Annotated in this window: 16 protein-coding genes; 5 read left to right on the top strand and 11 right to left on the bottom strand. The window is 69.8% G+C overall.

What is annotated here, in order from left to right; all coding sequences use genetic code 11:
- Positions 1 to 15 precede the first annotated feature (15 nt).
- Positions 16 to 693: a translesion DNA synthesis-associated protein ImuA gene (gene imuA, locus C3942_RS13005; RefSeq protein WP_104230767.1), complete on the bottom strand. Its 678-nt coding sequence runs from the start codon at positions 691 to 693 to the stop codon at positions 16 to 18.
- Positions 693 to 1,352 (bottom strand): transcriptional repressor LexA, encoded by a 660-nt coding sequence (gene lexA / locus C3942_RS13010; RefSeq protein ID WP_104230768.1) that lies wholly within the window; start codon positions 1,350 to 1,352, stop codon positions 693 to 695. The genes imuA and lexA overlap by 1 nt, the downstream gene beginning before the upstream one ends.
- A gap of 182 nt (positions 1,353 to 1,534) precedes the next feature.
- Here lexA and C3942_RS13015 point away from each other — a divergent pair, with 182 nt between their 5' ends.
- The gene (locus C3942_RS13015; protein ID WP_104230769.1) at positions 1,535 to 1,741 is read left to right on the top strand and encodes a hypothetical protein; all 207 of its coding nucleotides are present in this window, start codon (positions 1,535 to 1,537) and stop codon (positions 1,739 to 1,741) included.
- The gene (locus tag C3942_RS13020) at positions 1,738 to 3,861 is read left to right on the top strand and encodes a phosphocholine-specific phospholipase C (RefSeq protein ID WP_104230770.1); all 2,124 of its coding nucleotides are present in this window, start codon (positions 1,738 to 1,740) and stop codon (positions 3,859 to 3,861) included. The genes C3942_RS13015 and C3942_RS13020 overlap by 4 nt, the downstream gene beginning before the upstream one ends.
- A gap of 126 nt (positions 3,862 to 3,987) precedes the next feature.
- Here the strand turns inward: C3942_RS13020 and C3942_RS13025 are convergent, their stop codons facing one another.
- The 4 genes from C3942_RS13025 to C3942_RS13040 all read right to left on the bottom strand — a co-directional run bounded on the left by C3942_RS13025 (position 3,988) and on the right by C3942_RS13040 (position 8,535).
- Complete coding sequence (locus C3942_RS13025; protein WP_104230771.1) at positions 3,988 to 4,383, bottom strand: tRNA-binding protein; 396 nt, start codon at positions 4,381 to 4,383, stop codon at positions 3,988 to 3,990.
- 196 nt (positions 4,384 to 4,579) lie between these two features.
- The gene (gene ilvE / locus C3942_RS13030; RefSeq protein WP_104230772.1) at positions 4,580 to 5,641 is read right to left on the bottom strand and encodes a branched-chain-amino-acid transaminase; all 1,062 of its coding nucleotides are present in this window, start codon (positions 5,639 to 5,641) and stop codon (positions 4,580 to 4,582) included.
- Positions 5,642 to 5,787: 146 nt separating this feature from the next.
- The gene (ilvB, locus tag C3942_RS13035) at positions 5,788 to 7,446 is read right to left on the bottom strand and encodes a biosynthetic-type acetolactate synthase large subunit (RefSeq protein ID WP_104230773.1); all 1,659 of its coding nucleotides are present in this window, start codon (positions 7,444 to 7,446) and stop codon (positions 5,788 to 5,790) included.
- A gap of 228 nt (positions 7,447 to 7,674) precedes the next feature.
- Complete coding sequence (locus C3942_RS13040) at positions 7,675 to 8,535, bottom strand: spermine/spermidine synthase domain-containing protein (protein WP_104230774.1); 861 nt, start codon at positions 8,533 to 8,535, stop codon at positions 7,675 to 7,677.
- Positions 8,536 to 8,710: 175 nt separating this feature from the next.
- Here C3942_RS13040 and C3942_RS22315 point away from each other — a divergent pair, with 175 nt between their 5' ends.
- The 3 genes from C3942_RS22315 (at position 8,711) to C3942_RS13050 (ending at position 9,942) form a co-directional block, all read left to right on the top strand.
- Positions 8,711 to 8,884, top strand: coding sequence for a hypothetical protein (locus C3942_RS22315; RefSeq protein WP_165797443.1), 174 nt, complete (start codon positions 8,711 to 8,713; stop codon positions 8,882 to 8,884).
- Between the two features lie 70 nt (positions 8,885 to 8,954).
- Complete coding sequence (locus C3942_RS13045; protein WP_104230775.1) at positions 8,955 to 9,362, top strand: hotdog fold thioesterase; 408 nt, start codon at positions 8,955 to 8,957, stop codon at positions 9,360 to 9,362.
- Between the two features lie 94 nt (positions 9,363 to 9,456).
- Positions 9,457 to 9,942: a DUF3617 domain-containing protein gene (locus C3942_RS13050; RefSeq protein WP_165797444.1), complete on the top strand. Its 486-nt coding sequence runs from the start codon at positions 9,457 to 9,459 to the stop codon at positions 9,940 to 9,942.
- A 169-nt stretch (positions 9,943 to 10,111) separates the two neighbouring features.
- Here C3942_RS13050 and C3942_RS13055 read toward each other — a convergent pair whose 3' ends face one another.
- From C3942_RS13055 to C3942_RS13075, 5 genes are all read right to left on the bottom strand, one after another.
- Positions 10,112 to 10,522: an arsenate-mycothiol transferase ArsC gene (locus C3942_RS13055; protein ID WP_104230777.1), complete on the bottom strand. Its 411-nt coding sequence runs from the start codon at positions 10,520 to 10,522 to the stop codon at positions 10,112 to 10,114.
- Positions 10,519 to 11,205: an MIP/aquaporin family protein gene (locus tag C3942_RS13060; RefSeq protein ID WP_104230778.1), complete on the bottom strand. Its 687-nt coding sequence runs from the start codon at positions 11,203 to 11,205 to the stop codon at positions 10,519 to 10,521. The genes C3942_RS13055 and C3942_RS13060 overlap by 4 nt, the downstream gene beginning before the upstream one ends.
- Positions 11,202 to 11,519, bottom strand: coding sequence for an ArsR/SmtB family transcription factor (locus C3942_RS13065; protein ID WP_104230779.1), 318 nt, complete (start codon positions 11,517 to 11,519; stop codon positions 11,202 to 11,204). Before C3942_RS13065 ends, C3942_RS13060 begins: the two co-directional genes overlap by 4 nt.
- 273 nt (positions 11,520 to 11,792) lie before the next feature.
- Positions 11,793 to 13,052 (bottom strand): serine hydrolase domain-containing protein, encoded by a 1,260-nt coding sequence (locus tag C3942_RS13070; RefSeq protein ID WP_104230780.1) that lies wholly within the window; start codon positions 13,050 to 13,052, stop codon positions 11,793 to 11,795.
- A gap of 28 nt (positions 13,053 to 13,080) precedes the next feature.
- Complete coding sequence (locus C3942_RS13075; RefSeq protein ID WP_104230781.1) at positions 13,081 to 14,310, bottom strand: NAD(P)/FAD-dependent oxidoreductase; 1,230 nt, start codon at positions 14,308 to 14,310, stop codon at positions 13,081 to 13,083.

Genomic DNA, 14,310 nt, shown 5'->3' on the forward strand with positions numbered 1-14,310 from the left:
GGATGGCCCTGGGGTCTATGTGAGGGCTGCACGACGGACGGGGGAGGTTGCAGGTGCCAGGAAGTCCGACGCCCGTGGAGGAGCCGTTCGCCGGAATGGGTCCACCTGCAACACGCCCGGCCGTCCGCCGCGCGCCTTCAGCAAATCGATCCGCAGTTTTCCGTTCTGCGGGTTGAGCGCCATGCGCACCGCCGCCGTGCTGGGCGCGGCGAGGGCGGACATGGGGCGGAACAGGAACAGCAGCGCCTGGCTGGCCTCGGCCGCGAGCTGCAGGCGGCGCAGATCCAGCGGATCCACGCTGGCGCCCCAGTACAGCACCGCGCTGACCGCGCCGCTGCGCAGGCTCTGCTCGGCGGCCCACTGCGCTTCGTCCCCGGCGGCGTCGATCCAGGCGACGCGCTCCAGCGGCAGGCCGCTCTGCGCCAGCGAGGGCGCATAGGGCACGAAGGGCGGCTGTACGAAGGCCACGCGCTTCTCCTGGGCCAGGCGGCGCAGTGCCGGCAGCAGCAGCGAGACCTCGCCGATGCCCGGTGCGGCGGTGAGAATCTCCACCAGGCTGCCGCGCGGCCAGCCATGGCCGGGCAGCTGGCGGTCCAGCGCCAGGTGGCCGCTGGCCACGGCGGGCACGGGGGCGTTTTCGACGCCGACCCAGACGCCGCGGACCTGCCGCAGGGGATCCAGGCGCGGGTTCATCAGGACTCCGGCGTGTCGCGGTTGAGGCGGATCAGCCCGGCGAACAGGCCGACGATCTCGCAGCGCTGGCGGCCTAGGTCGATCACGATCGGCGCGTAGGTCTGCTGGTCGTCGTTCTCGGACAGCAGGGTGATCATCTGGCCCTGCTGGCGGTAGCGCTTGAGCGTCAGCGTGGGTTCGCCGGTGAGGCGGTCCTCGATGGCGACGGCAACGATCTGGTTGCTGCGCGCAGTGGCCTGCTGGTGGATGCCCACCAGGTCTCCCGGCAGGATGTGGGCGCGCTCCATCGAGCGGCCCTGCACGCGGTAGAGGAAGTCGGCGCGGGGCTGGAACAAGGCAGGGTCCACCCGCAGCTGTTCCTCGATGTGATCCGGCGCCAGCACCGGCGAGCCGGCAGCGATGCGGCCTACCAGGGGCAGGCGCCAGGGATCGTTGGCGGCCAGCGCGTCGGCGTCCAGGATGCGGATGCCGCGCGAGGTGTCGGGCAGCAGCTCGATCAAGCCCTTGGCGGCGAGGGCACGCAGGTGCTGGTCCGCGGTCTGGCGCGTGATGCCCAGCGCTGCGGCGATGTCGCCGCGCGTCGGCGGCAGGCCGGATTCCCGCGCGCGGCGCAGGATGAAGTCCATCAGGTCCTGCTGTCTGGCGGGGAGCTTGTGCATGGCAGGCACGATATACCTGACAGGCGTCAGGCATCAAGGCAGGTGCCGGAAAAACCCTTGCGGAGCACGCCGAGCCTTTGATTCCGGTATGGATTTACCTGCGGCAAGGGCTGGCCTTTCATCGTCCTGACCACATCGCTGCCTAGGCTGATCGTTTTACCGACTGACCCGGAAAGACGCCCATGCCCCGTTCACCCCTGCTGGCCGGCCTGCTGCTGGCCGCCGTCCTGAGTGCTTGCAGCCGCTCGGAAGCTCCTGCCGCCGCCACGCCGGGCCCCGGCCCGGAGGAGCCGGCCCCGCGCGTGATGCGCTGCCCGCCGGCGCCCGGCGCGCAGGACGTGGCGGTGCAGCAGGATGGCCGCTGCGCCGGCGCCGGGGCGCGTTCATGAGCGGCCTGGGCCGTCGCCGCTTCCTGCAGCTTGCAGGCGGCACCGCGCTGGGCTCGCTGTTCCCGCAGGTGCTGGCGGAAGCGCTGTCGATCCCCGCCGCCAAGCGCAGCGGCACGATCCACGACGTGGGACACGTGGTGATCCTGATGCAGGAGAACCGCAGCTTCGATCACTACTTCGGCACCATGGCCGGCGTACGCGGCTTCGGCGACCGCTTCACGGTGCCGCAGAGCGGCGGGCGCACGGTCTGGGACCAGCGCAACCTGGCCGGGCAGGTGATCCGGCCGTACCACCTCGACGGCAGCGCCGGCAATGCGCAGCGCGTGTCCGGCACGCCGCACGGCTGGGCCGACTCGATCCCGGCCTGGAACAAGGGGCGCTTCGGACGCTGGCCCACGTTCAAGGAAAACCAGTCGATGGGCTATTACCGCGAGGCCGAGCTGCCATTCCAGTTCGCGCTCGCCGACGCCTTCACGATCTGCGACGCCTACCACTGCGCCTACCACGGCAACACCAATCCCAACCGGCTGTTCATGTTCACCGGCTGGAACGATCCCCTGGGCAGCGGCGGCGGGCCGCGCCTGTACAACGACAACGACGATCTCGGGCCCTCGGGCGAGGGCTTCACCTGGACCACCTACGCCGAACGCCTGGAGGCGGCCGGCGTGTCCTGGAAGGTCTACCAGGACATGGACGACAACTTCACCGACAACTCGCTGGAAGGCTTCCGCAATTTCCGCCTCGCGTACGAGAACCGCGAGGCCGAGCCCGGCAACCCGCTGCTTCTGAAGGGGCTCAGCACCACGATGAAGGCCGGCACTTTCGACGGCCTGCGCAACGATGTGCTCGCCGGGCGCCTGCCACAGGTGTCCTATGTCGTCGGCCCCGCCGGCTACTCGGAGCACACCGGCCCCTCCAGCCCGGTGCAGGGCGGCTGGTTCATCCAGGAGGTGCTGCGCGCGCTGATCGCCGACCCCGCGGTCTGGAGCAAGACCGTGCTGCTGGTGATGTTCGACGAGAACGACGGCTTCTTCGACCATGTGCCGCCGCCCGCGGCACCCTCGCTGCTGGCGGGCGGGCAGATCACCGGCGCGCTGGCCGGCGCCAGCACCGTCGACGACAGCGCCGAGCGCTACGCCACCAACGCCAATTCCCGCGATCCGACGTTCGCCGGCAGCTGCTTCGGCCCCGGCCCGCGCGTGCCGATGTACGTGGTCTCCCCCTGGAGCCGCGGCGGCTGGGTCAACTCGCAGGCCTTCGACCACACCTCGATCATCCGCTTCCTGGAGGCGCGCTTCGGCGTGATGGAGCCCAACATCACGCCCTACCGCCGTGCCTTCATGGGCGACCTCACGTCCTGCTTCAACTTCGCCAGCCCCAACGAGCAAGCCTTCCCCGCGCTGCCCTATGGCACGCGCGAGCAGGCCGACGCGCTGCGCCAGGCGCAGGAGCAGTTGCCGCAGATCCCGGCGCCCACCGGCGATGCCGGCACGCTGCCGGTGCAGGAGCCGGGCGTACGCTACTCGCGCGCGCTGCCCTACGAGCTGCACGTGGAACCGCGCCACGGGGCACTGGGGCTGGAATTGTTCTTCAGCAACACCGGCAGCGCCGGGGCCGTGTTCCACGTCTACAACCTCAACGACCTCGACGGCGTGCCGCACCGCTACGCCGTGGAGCCGGGCAAGCAGCTCAGCCACCGTTGGACGCCGGGCCTGTCCGGCAACCACGATCTCTGGGTGCTGGGGCCCAACGGCTTCCACCGCCGCTTCAGGAGCGCCGGCGCGCTGTCCTCGGCCGCCAGCCCCGAGGTCCGGGTCTGCTACGACATCGCCAACGGCGACATCAGCCTCAAGCTGCGCAACGAGGGCACGGCGGCCTGCAGCTTCGTGGTGACGCCCAATGCCTACCGCAGCGATGGCCCCTGGACCTTCAGGGTGGAGCCGGGGCAGGAGACCGAGCAGTTCTGGTCACTGGCCGGCAGCGGTGCCTGGTACGACTTCAGCGTCACGGTGGAGGGAGACGGCAGCTTCCTGCGCCGCGTCGCGGGGCGCGTGGAGACCGGGCGGCATTCGGTCAGCGATCCGGCGATGGGTGAGGCGACGCGTTTAGGCGATGCCTAAAGGGCATCGCCTGCGTCGCCGAACGCCCGGCCATGGATGGCCGGGCAGGGCTTGGATGGGCGAGCCGCTGTTTCGCCATGGATGGCGTTCCGGAAGTCGCCGGCAAGCCGGCTCCTACAGGAGATTTCAGGCCACCAGCGCCCCGTCCGGCGGCTCGCCGTCCGGCGCCAGCAGGTTCACCGTGCCGTCGGGCAGCAGCGCACCCAGCACCAGGAACTGGCTGGTGAAGCCGGCGATGCGCTTCTCGCCGAGATTGATCGCGCCGACCACGCGGCGGCCCACCAGGGACTCCGCCGGGTAATTGGTGACCTGCGCGCTGGTCTGCAGCACGCCCACCGCGGGGCCGAAGTCCACGCGCAGCTGCCAGGCCGGCTTGCGTGCCTTGGCAAAAGGCTCGGCGCTCAGCACCGTGCCCACGCGCAAGTCCAGCGCCAGGAAGCCCTCGCTGCCGCAGTCCGGCTTGCGCGGCCATTTCTCCGGTGCGTAGGGCTGGCCTGCGGTGTCGATGATGTGCTGCACCATGAGCGAATCCTTGTTTCCTTGTAGGAGCGGCCATTGGCCGCGACGGATGCCTCGTGGCCAACGGCCGCTCCTACGATGCCGATGTCATATCCGCACTCGCCGGCACGTAGCCCGGTTCCGTGCAGAAGCCGGGAGTGCAGGTCAAAGTGTGCATCCCGGCTTGCCTTCGGAAAACCGGGCTATGTCTGTGGGATTTTCAGATCCTCACCCGCCAGGACGGGTAGTCTGCCACGGCGCCTTCCTGCACCGTCTTGAGCCGCGCACCCAGGCTCGCGGGCAGGCCATTGTCGGGCACCGCGATATCGCCCTGCGCCGTGCCGATGGCGGCGATGCGCACGATGCGCGAGGCCGTGCCGCAGCCGAAGGCGCAGCCCAGCTTGCCGCTCGCAGCGGCCTCGCGCAGCTGGTCCAGGCCGACGGCCTGCTCCGCGGCATCGAGCCCGGTTTCGCGCGCCAGCTGCAGCAGCGAGTCGCGCGTCACGCCGGCCAGGATGGTGCCATCCAGCGGCGGCGTCAGCAGGCGGCCGCCGATCTGCACGAACAGGTTCATGGTGCCGGCCTCGCCGAGCCAGCGGTGCGTGGCGGCATCCAGCCAGATCACGTCGTCGTAGCCGCGTTCGCGGGCGCGCAGCAGGCCGGAGAGGCCGGCGGCATAGTTGGCGCCGGTCTTGGCGGCGCCGAGTCCCCCGGGCGCGGCGCGGATCAGCTCGGTTTCCGCCCACATGCGCAAGGACTTCGGCGGCGGATCGCTGCTGGGCGTCACCGTCACGCTGTAGCGGTGGCGTGCCGCCTGCTTCAGGCCCAGGGCTTCCTCGTCGGCATGGATCGTCGGCCGCAGGTACAGCGAGCCGCGGCCGGCGGGCGGCAGCATCGCCTCGTGCACCTGCACGGCCTGCACGCAGCTGCGCAGGAACAGGGTCTCGTCCAGTTCCGGCAGGTGCAGGCGCCTGGCGCTGGCATTGAGCCGGCGCAGGTGCATCTCCGGGCGGAACAGGTGCACGCCGCCGTCCGGCGAGCGGTAGGCCTTCATGCCCTCGAACACCGACAGTCCGTACTGCACGGTGCCGCTGGCGATGGCCAGGCGCGCGTCGTCGCGCTCCAGGACCTGTGCCGGGCTCCAGCCTTCGCCGTCGTGATCGCTGACGATGAGATAGGGCGCCAGCACCTGGCCGAAACCCAGGGCCTCGGGCTCGGGCCAGTTGAGGGGGAGGGCGGCGCGGGGGAGGCGGGGTTCAAGCTCGGGCTCGGCGAGTGTCATGGCGGTTCTCGGGTTCAATGGGATTCGTAAACGGAACGTTCATGCCGAGGAGCGCAGCGTATCCAGGCGTGCTGCGCATGCCTCGATACGCTGCGCCTGCGGCGACGCGGCCCGGCATGAACGGATGGGTGATGGGGTCGGATGGTTCAATGGATCACCTCCGTGTTCGCCGCTCCCGGCGCCACCATCGGCAGCACCAGTTCCTCGGCCTGGATCGGTGCGCGGATCAGCACCGGGCCGGGGCGGGCGAAGGCGGCGCGCAGCGCCCGCTCGGGATCGTGGGCGATGGCCAGGTCGTAGGCCGGCACGCCGAAGGCTTCGGCGATGGCAGTCAGGGACGGGGGCTGCGCGTACAGCGAGCCGCTGAAGCGCGACTGGTAGAACAGCTGCTGCTGCTGGCGCACCATGCCCAGCGCAGCGTTGTCCATCACCACGATCTTCACGTCCAGCTGCAGCTCGGCCAGCGTCGCCAGCTCCTGGATGTTCATCATCAGGCTGCCGTCGCCGGTGAAGCACACCACCGGCGTGCGCGGCAGCGCCAGCGCGGCACCGATGGCGGCCGGCAGGCCGAAGCCCATGGTGCCCAGGCCGCCGGAGGTCAGCCACCTTTCAGGCCGCGCGAAGGGATAGCTCTGCGCCACCCACATCTGGTGCTGTCCCACGTCGGTGGTGATCGCGGCATCCGGTCCCGCGATGCGGCCCACGGCCTGGATCAGGCCGTAGGGGCGGCGCGGATCGTCCGCACCCGGCAGCAGCAGCGGCCGCTCGCGGCGCAGTTCGCCCACGCGCTCCAGCCATTCGGTGCGCAGCACCGGCGGCACCGCCTGTTCCAGGGCCTCCAGCGCGTAGCCGGCATCGGCGCAGATCGCCAGATCCGCGCGGCGGATCTTGTGCATCTCGCGCGGGTCGGCGTCGATATGGATCACGCGCGCCCCCGGGGCAAAACGGTCGCTGCGGCCGGTGGCGCGGTCGTCGAAGCGTGCGCCGATCGCGATCAGCAGGTCGCATTCCTCGATCGCCTGGTTGGTGTAGCGCGCCCCGTGCATGCCGAGCATCCCCAGTGCCAGCGGATGCTCCGGCGGCAGCGTGCCCAGGGCCATCAGCGTGGTGGTGGCCGGCAGGCTGGCGCGCTCGGCCAGGCGCTGCGCCGCGGCCTGCGCGCGCGCCTGGGTCACGCCGCCGCCCAGGTACAGCACGGGGCGCCTCGCCGCGGCGATCATCTCCGCGGCCTGGGCGATCAGCGCCGGGTCGGGCCGGCGTGCGCGGACCGGCTGCACCGCCTCCGGTATCCAGGCGCCGTGGATCACCTCGGTCTGCACGTCCTTGGGGATGTCCAGCAGCACCGGGCCGGGGCGGCCGCTCTCGGCCAGGCGGAAGGCTTCCGGCAGCAGCTCCAGCAGCTCGCTGGCGGCGCCCACGTGGAAGGCGGCCTTGGTCAGCGGCCGCGCCATCGGTACCGCCGCCACCTCCTGGAAGGCATCCGTGCCGATCATCTTGCGCGGCACCTGCCCGGCGATGCACACCAGCGGCACGGAATCCATCTTCGCGTCGGCCAGGGCCGTCACCACGTTGGTCACGCCGGGGCCGGAGGTGGCCAGCACCACGCCGGCGCGGCCGGTGACCCGCGCCAGGCCATGCGCGATGAAGGCGGCGCCCTGCTCGTGGCGCGCCAGGATATGGGTCAGCGTCGAATCCGCCAGCGCCCGGTACAGTGGCAGCAGCGCGCCGCCGGGGATGCCCGGCACCAGCGCCACGCCCTGGCGTTCCAGGAAGCGGGTGATCAGTTGTGCGCCTGTGATGTCCATGTCGTTCGGTCCTGTGGTGGAACCCGACGACGTGATACCGGCGCTAAAAGCAGAAAACCCCCGCCGGTATCGCGCCGGCGGGGGTCTGTTTTACGTGCAGAGTCCCCTACGGCGCGTCGGTAACGACGACCGCTACGAGGAGGGCAATGCTCTGCTGGAAGCTGTTCATGAGGCGCGCAGTGTAGGGGCGGGGTGGCGAATCGGCAAGTCGGGCCGACCGGGGGCGGCTCAGCGGCCGGGCGAGCGGTGGTGGCGGTAGCTGTACTGCAGCTGCCGCGACAGGGCCGGCAGGTCCAGCTCGTGGTCGCGCGCCAGGCGCTCGGCCCGCTCGCGGATCGCCAGCCAGTCCGGCGCGCGCGGCGGGTTGTTGGCAGCGAAGACCACGCGGTTGCCCAGGCCCTTGATCTCCACCGACATGACCGCGCCGAACACCTCGCCGAGCATGCGCTGCACCGCGTTGACGCGCGTGGCCGGGCCCAGCAGGTTCACGGCGACGATCGCCTCGCGCTGCAGGCGCGCCTGCAGGCTGCGATAGAAGCCTTCGTCGCAGAGCGTTTCCACCGTGCCGGTGTGGTCGCAACCGTCGATCAGCACCACGTCGGCCCTCTCGCGGGTGGAGGCGAACCAGTCCACGGCGTCGGCATGGACGATGCGCGTGCGTTCGTCCTGCGGCGGCAGCTGGAACCACTCGCCGAAGGCGATCACGTCCTCGTCGATCTCCAGCGTGGTGATCCGCGTCTGCGGCAGGTGGCGGTGGCAGTAGCGCGTCAGCGAGCCGCCGCCCAGGCCGACGATCACCACGTGCCGAGGCTGCGGCAGCCACAGCAGGAAGCCCATCATCTTGCGCGTATAGGCGAAGGCCAGCGTGTCGGGCGTACGCAGGTCGATCTGGCTCTGCACGTAGCGCAGGTTGAAATGCAGGCGGCGGGAGTCGCCGTCGTCGAACAGGAAGGGCTTGCCGTACTCGTCATCCAGCAACTGGCGCTTGAGGTAAGGGATGTCCGCGCCGGGCGGTTCGCGCAGGCGGATCACCCCCTTTTCCGACAGGAAGCGGGCGGGAATCTCGTACCACTGCAGGGCCTTGCTCACGTCGTGCGGGGGCGGAAGAGGGACGTTCGGAGCATAGCAGAGCGGTTTTGCGGCCTTTGCGGGCCATTTGCGCGCTCTTCATCTGCCGTTCATCCGAATGGGCGAGTCCGCTTGTTCGAGGTGGGTTCAGCTAGCGCTTGCTAAGGTCGTATCGTAGTCCCTGGAAGAACCCCACATGTCCCCAGCCGAACCGTCGCAGAGCCGCACCGTCGCCCCGATCCGGGCACGCCGCTCTCGTGCCATGCCGGCCCCCGCCGCCTCCCCCGAAGCGCTGCAGCCGTTCTGCGGCTTCGCCGCCGCCATGGCGGACCTGGCGCGGCGGCCCGGTCCCTCGCCCCGCAGCCGCTGACCCGGCCGGGCCGCCAGCGCCTTCCGGGCGCTGCCGCCTACAATGCCGCAACCCCTATCGAGGATGCGGCATGAGCAACAATGACGAACTGAAGGCCCCCACGCGCCAGACCCTGGCCTCCACCCTGGACATGGAGATCATCGAGATGACCCGGGAGCGGGTCGTGGCGCGCATGCCGGTGGGCCCCAAGGTGCACCAACCCTTCGGCCTGCTCCACGGCGGCGCTTCCGTGGCGCTGGCCGAGACGGTGGCTTCCATCGGCGGCTGGATGAACGTGGACCGCGAGAAGGAAGGCGTGGTCGGCCTGGAGATCAATGCCAATCACCTGCGCGGCAAGCGCGACGGCGTGGTCACGGCGGTGGCGACACCCGTGCATGTCGGCCGCAAGACCCATGTCTGGGAAATCCGCATCAGCGACGAGCAGGGCAAGCTGGTCTGCCTGTCGCGCTGCACCCTGGCGGTGGTCCCGGCCGGCTGAAGGCCCATCTGAGAACTGCTGCCCAGACGGCCCTGGCGTCCTGGCGCAATCTGCGGTCCGCAACATCGGGCTCATCACACATAGGGAGAGCGTCATGCGCAAGTGGACGATGGCGGTACTGGCCCTGGCGGCGAGCGCCGCCGCGGTGGCCGGCGAGCCCCGCGAGGGCAAGTGGGAGTACACCAGCACCATGAAGATGGATGGCGGCCCTGCGATGCCCCAGCAGCCCCAGCTGCCGCCCGGGGTGAAGCTGCCGCCGGGCGTGCAGATGCCGCAGTTCGGCCCCAAGGGCATGACCATGAAGCACAGCAGCTGCCTGACCAAGGACGACCTGGTACCCAAGGACAAGAACGGCGAGTGCACCGTCGACAAGTTCGACCGCAAGGGCAACACGGTGACCTGGGCCGCCACCTGCAACACGCCCAAGGGCAAGGCCCTGGGCCAGGGCACGGCGACCTACACGGAAACCACCATGACCTCCACCATGACCTCGAACATCGACGACAAGGACATGGGCAAGGTCAAGATGACGCAGGAGATGACCGGCCGCTATGTCGGAGCCTGCGACAAGGTGAAGTAGCCGCCGGCGCTCCCAGGGAGTGCTGCCCCAACAACAAGGCCCGCTTCTGCGGGCCTTGTTGTTGGGGCGCGGGAAAAATAGGCTTGACGTCTCTCAGCCTTCGATCGGTGGCATGTTCCGGGGCATGAGCGGTGTCAGGGACTGCCCGCCCTGGTGCAAAGGACGGGCTTCAGCCTTTCGCGCGCATCCAGCCGTTCGCTTCGACCAGCGAGACAACCCGCCGGCGGATGTCGTCGCGGATACCGCGCACCTGATCCGCCGAACCGCCCTTGGGGTCCTGCAGGGGCCAGTCGTCACGGCGCAGGCCGGGGACATAAGGACACTCGTCGCCGCAGCCCATCGTCACCAGCAGGGTGGCGCCCTGGGCAAATTCCGCGGTCAGCTTTGCCGGGCGGGCGGCGGAGAGGTCGATGCCGATCTCCCGCATGGCCTCCAGCACTTCCGGATGGACGCGCTCGGCGGGGTGGGTCCCGGCCGAGAGGGCGCGGGCCTTGGCGGGATCGGCCAGCTGGTTGAAGAAGGCGGCGGACATCTGCGAACGGCCGGCGTTGTGCACGCAGGCGAAGATGACGGTCTTCATGATCGGACGGGTTCGTTGCGGGGCGGGGCCGGCGCCAGCCAGCGGAACAGCACCGTGGCACAGCAAGCACCGATCAACTGCGCCAGGACGAACCCTGGCGCATCGGCGGGCCGGATGCCGGCGAAGCTGTCGGTGGCGGCTCGCGCCAGCGTGACGGCGGGATTGGCAAAAGAGGTGGAGGCGGTGAACCAGTAGGCGGCGACGATGTAGGCCGCCACCGCGTAGGGCACCGATTCCGCGCGGCGGCGCGAACAGCCCAGGATGACGGCAAGCAGTCCAAAGGTCGCAACGAACTCGCTGAACAGTTGCGGGACTCCGGCCCGGACCTTGGTGGAGGCGGAGAACAGGGGCTCCCCGAACATGAGGTGCGCGGCCGCCACCCCGGCGAAAGCTCCCAGGGCCTGCATGACGATGTAGCCCGGTACCTCGCGCCAGGGCAGGTCGCGCTGCCAGGCCGCCGCCAGCGTCACGGCGGGGTTGAAGTGTGCGCCCGAGACCGGGCCCAGGCTCAGGATCAAGGCGATCAGGGCGGCGCCGGTGGCCAGCGTGTTGGCCAGCAGCGCGAGCGCCACGTTACCTCCGGAAAGGCGCTCGGCCATGATGCCGGAGCCGACGACGGCGGCGAGCAGCAGCGACGTGCCCAGGGCCTCGGCGGCGAGGCGGCGGGAGAAATTGGCGCTCATCGGGGCGGGCAGCAGGGGTCGGCGGCCTTGCTGCCGGCACAGCAGTTTTCGGTCAGGTAGGCGACGAGCCCGCCCATCACCTTGAAGTCCGGCGCGTAGTAGATGAAGCGCCCCTCCTGCCGGGACTTCAGCAGGCCTACGCGGCTCAGTTCCTTCAGGTGGAAGGACAGGGCATTCGGTGCAATCCCCAGGCGTTCCGCGATCTCGCCCGCCGCCATGCCGTCCGGCCCCTGCTGGACCAGCAGCCGGAACAAGGCCAGGCGGGAGCCCTGTGCCAGGGCGCCCAGCAGGGATACGGCGGTATCGATCTTCATTTTTCAATGATTATTGAAATGATAATGACGTGTCAACGATCATTGAAATGTCTGCCGGGCGGGGAATGCTCGTGCCGGGGCTGTCGGCGATGGTGCCCTGGTCCTGCGCGAGGCCGGCCCTGGAGTCTTTTCGGTTCCATGGGAAACACGAAAGCCGGCATCCAGTCCCGGACGGGAGTGGCCATGGTATGACGGGATACCGGCTTTCGCCGGTATGACGGTCCTTGATGAAACGACTATGCCTGTTCCGTAAAGGCCGAAACCCAGAACGCCCTAGGCTCCGATCTTCGGACAGGCCTGCCCGATCGCTCCCACCACCCGCACGGCGCCGAGCAGGGCGGAAGGCGACAGCGACTTGCCGGTGTTGAGCAGCGCCACCGAGATATCGCGCGCCGGGTCGGCCCAGCAGATCACGGTCATGAAGCCGATGTGGCCGTAGGCCTGGCCGCTGCCGGGGCCGTAGAGCCCCACCGGGTCGCTGCCCAGCATGAAGCCGGCGGAAAACGGCATGGGCAGGCCCAGGGTGCGGTCGAACTGCCAGCTGCGGCCGACGCGGGCGGTCATCCCGCGCACGGTTTCGGGCTTGAACAGCTGCCGGCCGTTGTAGTGGCCGCCGTTGAGCAGCATCTGGAATACGCGGCTGGTCTCGTCCGCCGTGGCCCAGATGTTTCCCGCCGGCACCACCGCGTCGTAGAAGGCTTCGGCGTTGGAGGCTTCCACCGCAGCACTGAAGGGCACGCCGAGCACCTGCTTGGCCATGCGGGTCAGCGGCCAGACCGGCGGGATGCCGGTGCAGGCGTTGCGCGGCGACAGGTGGCGGTGCTCGCGTGCCAGGCCGTAGGTCATGTAGCGGCAGTCCAGCGGCTCGGCGATCCACTCGCGCAGCAGTTCCGGCAGCTCCCGCCCGGTGATGCGGCGCAGCAGTTCGCCGACGATGAAGCCCGCGGTCAGCGCGTGGTAGGCCTGCTTGTCGAAGTCCGGATCGAAGGGCTGGGCCTCGCAGAGCAGGCGCACGATCTCGTCCCATTCCAGCAGCAGCTCCGGCTTGGGGTCGATATGCGGAATGTCCGGGATGCCGGCGCGATGGCCCAGCAGCTGGCACACGGTGACGCGGCCCTTGCCGCATTGCGCGAAGTCCGGGATGAAGTCGGCGATGCGGTCCTCGAGCTTCAGCCGGCCCTGCTCGATCAGCTTGTGCAGCAGCAGCGCCGAGATCGCCTTGGAGGCGGAGAACAGGCAGATCGGCGAGTCGGGCTGCAGCGGCACCAGCGGGCCTTCGTCCTCCGGCAGGTTGCCGGATACGGCGCCCAGCGCCCGTTTCATCACGACGCGGCCGTGGCGGCGGATCACCAGGGTGATCGCCGGCTGCAGGCCGCCGCGGTACAGGGATTCCACCGCGCGCCAGATGCGGCGCACGCCGTCCTCGCTCATGCCGACATCCTGCGGCCGGCATTCCGCGTCGTGGTCGATGGTGGTCAATGCGCGCAGGCTGCGCGGTACCGCGATGCGCCCTGGGCGCGTGAACATCAGCATGAGGCCCCCCTGGCCCTGGCTTTTCCGCTTACGCGGGAATCAGCGATTTCAGCGGCACCGACTCGTCGGCGAGCACGGCCGGATCGATCTCGGCGCGCAGCGCCACCAGCTTCTTGGCGAACATGAAGTCCTGCGGCCGGCTCACGGTATCGGCGGCGATCAGCCTGCCGTCGCCCAGGTAGAAGGCGGCGAAGGAGCGCGTGGCGGGATCGCCGCGCAGCACGAAGCGGTCGAAGCCGGCGGACAGGCCCACCATCTGCAGCTTGAGGTCGTACTGGTCGGACCAGAACCAAGGCACCATGTCGTAGCGCCTGGGCTGGCCGGCCAGCGCATGCGCGGCGGCGCGGCCCTGTTCCATCGCGTTCTGCACCGACTCCAGCCGCATACGGCGACCGTAGTGGATGTTCGGGTGATTGGTGCAGTCGCCGGCGGCGACGATGTCCGGGTCCGAGGTCTGGGTGAACTCGTCCACCACGATGCCGTTGTCCACCGCCAGGCCCGCGGCCTGGGCCAGCTCGACATTGGCGATCAGGCCGATGCCGGCCACGACGAAGTCCGCCTCGATGCGGGAGCCGTCGCCCAGCACGACGTGGGTCACGCGTTCCGCGCCCTCAAGGGCGCTGATCTGCACGCCGGTGCGCAGGTCCACGCCGGCATCGCGGTGCGCCTTCTCGTAGAACTCCGAGATCTCCGGCACGGTCACGCGCGCCAGCACGCGCGGCAGGCTTTCCAGCACGGTGACCTCCAGGCCCAGCTTGACCGCCACCGCCGCCACTTCCAGGCCGATGAAGCCGCCGCCGACGATCACCGCGCGCTTGCCGGGCTGGCAGTGTGCGCGGATCGCCTCGACGTCGGCGATCGAGCGCAGCGGGTAGACGTTGGGCTTGTCGGCGCCCGGCAGGCTCAGCAGGCGGGCACGGCCGCCGGTGGCCAGGCACAGCTTCGAGTAGGCCAGGCGGCCGCCATCGGACAGCGTGAGCGTCTTGCCGGCGCGGTCCAAGCTCTCGGCCCGGCGGCCGGTCAGGACCTCGATGCCGGCCTTATCGAGATTGGCCTGCTGCATCACGTAGAGGCTTTCGGCGGTCACGCTGCCGGCGAGGTAGGCCTTGGACAGCGGCGGGCGCTTGTAGGGCAGGTAGGCTTCCTCGCCGACGATGACGACGCGGCCCGGGTAGCCGATCTTGCGCAGCTCGACGGCGGTTTCGGCGCCGGCCTGTCCGGCACCGACGATGACGATGGGATGGGGGGTCTCGCTCAT

Origin of the sequence: Solimonas fluminis, from assembly GCF_002930645.1 — a bacterium.
GTDB lineage: Bacteria > Pseudomonadota > Gammaproteobacteria > Nevskiales > Nevskiaceae > Solimonas_A > Solimonas_A fluminis.

Coding starts and splice junctions, on each gene's coding strand:
- imuA (WP_104230767.1), bottom strand. CDS start 693: ATGAACCCGCGCCTGGATCCCCTGCGGCAGGTCCGCGGCGTCTGGGTC.
- lexA (WP_104230768.1), bottom strand. CDS start 1,352: ATGCACAAGCTCCCCGCCAGACAGCAGGACCTGATGGACTTCATCCTG.
- C3942_RS13015 (WP_104230769.1), top strand. CDS start 1,535: ATGCCCCGTTCACCCCTGCTGGCCGGCCTGCTGCTGGCCGCCGTCCTG.
- C3942_RS13020 (WP_104230770.1), top strand. CDS start 1,738: ATGAGCGGCCTGGGCCGTCGCCGCTTCCTGCAGCTTGCAGGCGGCACC.
- C3942_RS13025 (WP_104230771.1), bottom strand. CDS start 4,383: ATGGTGCAGCACATCATCGACACCGCAGGCCAGCCCTACGCACCGGAG.
- ilvE (WP_104230772.1), bottom strand. CDS start 5,641: ATGACACTCGCCGAGCCCGAGCTTGAACCCCGCCTCCCCCGCGCCGCC.
- ilvB (WP_104230773.1), bottom strand. CDS start 7,446: ATGGACATCACAGGCGCACAACTGATCACCCGCTTCCTGGAACGCCAG.
- C3942_RS22315 (WP_165797443.1), top strand. CDS start 8,711: ATGTCCCCAGCCGAACCGTCGCAGAGCCGCACCGTCGCCCCGATCCGG.
- C3942_RS13045 (WP_104230775.1), top strand. CDS start 8,955: ATGAGCAACAATGACGAACTGAAGGCCCCCACGCGCCAGACCCTGGCC.
- C3942_RS13050 (WP_165797444.1), top strand. CDS start 9,457: ATGCGCAAGTGGACGATGGCGGTACTGGCCCTGGCGGCGAGCGCCGCC.
- C3942_RS13055 (WP_104230777.1), bottom strand. CDS start 10,522: ATGAAGACCGTCATCTTCGCCTGCGTGCACAACGCCGGCCGTTCGCAG.
- C3942_RS13060 (WP_104230778.1), bottom strand. CDS start 11,205: ATGAGCGCCAATTTCTCCCGCCGCCTCGCCGCCGAGGCCCTGGGCACG.
- C3942_RS13065 (WP_104230779.1), bottom strand. CDS start 11,519: ATGAAGATCGATACCGCCGTATCCCTGCTGGGCGCCCTGGCACAGGGC.
- C3942_RS13070 (WP_104230780.1), bottom strand. CDS start 13,052: ATGCTGATGTTCACGCGCCCAGGGCGCATCGCGGTACCGCGCAGCCTG.
- C3942_RS13075 (WP_104230781.1), bottom strand. CDS start 14,310: ATGAGCGAGACCCCCCATCCCATCGTCATCGTCGGTGCCGGACAGGCC.